Below are 3,780 nucleotides of genomic sequence, written 5' to 3' on the forward strand. Positions count from 1 at the left end.
GGACGGGGGGAGCACCGCCGCCGCCCCGAGGTGAACGCCCCGCCGGGCCGTCGCGCAAGCGCGCCGGCCGTCCGCCCTGGTGCAGCGCGCCCGCGGCGGACCTCGTCGCATCGAATCCTCCGATGCAACTGGGATACCGGCATGCGGGTATGTTTACATGGTGGGGCGACGGACCGCCGCCCGACGGCCGACTCCGTCCCGACGCATGGATGGAGGTTGATGCGGTGTTACGCCTCGACGAACCGAAGCCGGTGCGCGCCGTCCTTCCCGCGTCCGGCAAAGGCCCCTCGAGCGCCGGACGCGGGGGCGTGCAGATCGTCAGGGAACACGACGAACCCCTCGACGGGACGATGCGGACCCACCAGTTCGGCGAGGTACGGGTGTCCCTGGTCAAGGGCGGCCCCGGGGAACTGGTGCGTCCGGCCCGGCAGATCGACCCGCAGGCCGCGGGCTTCCTGCGGGTGTGCCGGCCGCTGACCGGATCCCTCTGGGTGGTCCAGGACGGCCGGCACGCGGCGGTGCGCGCCCCCCAGCTCCTCTGCTACGACAGCACCCGCCCCTACAAGGTGGTCATGCCCGAGAACTACCGGCTGGTGGACGTGATGGTCACCCACCGCCTGGTGGGGCTGACCGGGGCGGAGGCCGCACGCCTGACGGCCCGCTGCTGGTCGGGCGCCGAGGGGCTGGCCGCCCTGCTGTCCTCCCTGCTGGAAGGGCTCGGCCGGCACGGCAGGGAGGTGCAGACCGCGGTCGACCTGCTCGGCGGCAGCGTCGTCGGGCTGACCGCGGCACTGTTCGCCGAACGCATGCGCGAGGTCGCCGACGACCCGCAGATCGCCCGGCAGGCGCTGATGCTGCACATCCAGGCCTACGTCCGCCGGCAACTGGCCGAGCCCGGCCTCAGCCCGGTGACCATCGCCCGGGAGCACAACGTCTCCCTGCGCTACCTCCAGAAGGTCTTCCAGGAGTACGGCCTCAGCCCGGCCCGCTGGATACGCGACGAACGGCTGGCCCGCTGCCGGGCCGAACTCGCCGACCCCGCCCTGGACCACCTGCCCGTCGCCCTGATCGGGGAGCGGGCCGGGCTGTACGGGGCGTCCCACTTCAGCCGGCTCTTCCGCGACCGCTACGGCACCACGCCCCGGGACTACCGCAGGGAGCGTGACACCCGATGACCTCCTTCGGTGTCTCACTGCTGGACGGCGGCCCCGCCCCGCACCAGAAGTACGCCACGCTCGGCACCGCGCTCACGCGGGCCGCGCTCACCTCCGGCGCCCAGGGCCTGTGCTTCGTCCACACCGACGGCGGCGAAACACGGTGGAGCTACGCCCGGCTGCACGACGAGGCCGGCCGGCTGGTGGCCGGGATGCGGGCGGCGGGAGTGACGCCCGGGGACCGGGTCCTCGTGCACGTCGCCCACCAGCCGGACCTGCTGGCCACCTTCTGGGCCTGCGTACTGGGCGGCTTCGTCCCCCTGCCCGTGGGCACGGGCACCACACCCGCCGCCCGGGCCGCCGCCCCCGGCCTGCTGGATGCGGTGTGGAACCGCTACGGCAGGCCGTACACCGTCACCGGACCGGACCAGCACCCGGCCGCGCGCACCCGCGCACACCCCGGCTGGGCCAGGTCCTGGCTGGGCCACCCCCACCAGCTGCGCGCAGAGCACCCCGACCACCGCCGGCACCCGTCCCGCCCGGACGACCTCGCCGTCCTGCTGCTCACCTCGGGCTCCACCAGCACGCCCAAGGCCGTGATGCTCACCCACCGCAACATCCTCAGCCGCAGCGCCGCGACCGCCCGCGCCAACGGGCTCGGTGCCACGACCCGCAGCGTCAACTGGATGCCGCTCGACCACGCCGGCGGACTGCTGCTGTTCCATGTCCGCGACGTGTTCCTCGGGGCGCACCAGGTGCACGCCCGCCCCGAACACGTCCTCGCCGACCCGCTGCGCTGGCTCGCCCTCCTGGACCGTCACCGGGCCTGCACCACATGGGCTCCCAACTCCGCCCTGTCCCTGGTCAACGACCAGGCGCACCGGCTGCCCGGCGAGAACTGGGACCTGAGCCGGCTGCGGTACCTCATGAACGGCGGGGAGGCCGTGCACGCCTCGGTGGTACGGCGCTTCATGGAGCTGCTGGCCCCCTTCGGCCTGCCGCCGGACGCGATGTTCCCCGGCTGGGGCATGTCCGAGACGGCGGCGGGCGTCGTCGACTGCCGGCTGTCCGACCTGGACCCCGGGGGCACGCGCTACGTCCCGGCCGGCCGGCCCCAGCCCGGCACCGCGGTGCGCTGCGTCGACGAGCAGGACGAGCCCGTCCCGGCGGGCACCCCGGGCCACCTCCAGGTGAGCGGCCCCTCGGTCACCCCCGGCTACCTCGACGACATCGAGCACACGCGCCGCGCCTTCACCGCCGACGGCTGGTTCCGCACCGGGGACCTGGCCTTCGTCCAGGGCGGCGTCCTCACCGTCACCGGCCGGGCCGGCGATCTGATCGAGCGCGCCGGTGTGCGCTGCCACAGCCACGAGATCGAGGCCGCGGTGGAGGAACTGGACTTCGTCGCGCCGGCCCACACGGTGGCCTGCCCGGTCACCGGCCCCGAGGGAGAGGAACTCGCCGTCTTCTACCACCCGCGGCCCGGCACCGGGCCCGAGCAGGCCGCGGCCCTGATCCGCGCACGGATCGCGGACCGCCTCGGTCTGCACATCGACCAGGTCGTGCCGGTGCACGCCCAGGACGTCCCCAGGACCGGCATCGGAAAGCTCCGCCGCTCCCGCATGCGGCACTGGTACGAGACACGCGACGCGGACCCCGCCGGCGGCGGGCCCGCACCGCGGCCGAACAGCAACCACGTCGCCCCGCGCACCGCGCCCGTCACCCGTGACGCCCGCGGTGCGCAGCCCGTGATGGAGAGGACACCATGAACGACTCCGTACCGGCCGACACGGACGGCGGTGCGCTGCGGATAGGGGTGCTCGGGCCGCTGGAGGTCCGCACCCAGGGCGAGGACCGTACGCCCACCGCGCCCATGGCCCGGCGCGCGCTGGCCGTGCTGCTGCTGAGCGCCAACCGTCTGGTGTCGACCTCGGCCCTGATCGGGGAACTGTGGGAGTCCGACCCGCCGCGCCTGGCCCGCAAGACCGTCCAGACGTACGTGTACCAGATACGCAAGGCCCTCAAGTGCCCCGCGGATCCCAGCGATCGGGTGCGCACCGGCCCCGGCGGCTACCGCATCGACCTGCGGCCGGGGGAACTGGACCTGTGGGAGTTCGAGCACGGCGTCGTGCGCGCGCGCACCGCGCTGAGCGAGGGTGATCCCCGCGCCTCGGCGCACCTGCTGCGTCAGGCGCTCGGGCTGTGGCGGGGCGAACCGTTCGCCGGACTGGACGCCGGGCCGCTCCTGGCGGCGCAGATCGCGCAGATCGCCGACTCGCGGCTCGGCGCGCTGGAGCTGCGTGTCACGGCCGACCTGCAACTGGGCCGCCACCGCGCTCTGGTGGGGGAACTGCACCAGCTCACCGCGGACCATCCCTTCCACGAGGAGTTCGCCGCCCAGCTCATGCTCGCCGCGCACCGGTCCGGGCAGCGTGCCACGGCGCTGGAGGCGTTCACCCGGCTGCGGCGCCGGCTCGTCGACGAACTCGGTATCGAGCCCTCGGAGCGGCTGCAGCGGCTGCAGCAGGACGTTCTCAACGAGACACTGCCGCAGCCGGCCGCCGCCGTGACGGGGCCGGGCCCGCTGCCGGCCAAGGACGCGGCGGACGCCCCGCCCTTTGGCGGT

Annotated in this window: 3 protein-coding genes; all 3 read left to right on the forward strand. The window is 74.4% G+C overall.

Features of this window, described 5'->3' with window-relative positions:
- Positions 1-308 precede the first annotated feature (308 nt).
- Positions 309-1,175, forward strand: a complete 867-nt coding sequence (locus AWZ10_RS32585; RefSeq protein WP_159058428.1) for a helix-turn-helix domain-containing protein — start codon at positions 309-311, stop codon at positions 1,173-1,175.
- Complete coding sequence (locus AWZ10_RS32590) at positions 1,172-2,923, forward strand: AMP-binding protein (RefSeq protein WP_060892782.1); 1,752 nt, start codon at positions 1,172-1,174, stop codon at positions 2,921-2,923. Before AWZ10_RS32585 ends, AWZ10_RS32590 begins: the two co-directional genes overlap by 4 nt.
- Positions 2,920-3,780: AfsR/SARP family transcriptional regulator (locus tag AWZ10_RS32595; RefSeq protein WP_107417539.1), on the forward strand; the 861-nt coding region annotated here is incomplete at its 3' end. The genes AWZ10_RS32590 and AWZ10_RS32595, both read left to right, overlap by 4 nt.

Source organism: Streptomyces europaeiscabiei (genome assembly GCF_001550375.1).
GTDB lineage: Bacteria > Actinomycetota > Actinomycetes > Streptomycetales > Streptomycetaceae > Streptomyces > Streptomyces europaeiscabiei.

Coding starts and splice junctions, on each gene's coding strand:
- AWZ10_RS32590 (WP_060892782.1), top strand. CDS start 1,172: ATGACCTCCTTCGGTGTCTCACTGCTGGACGGCGGCCCCGCCCCGCAC.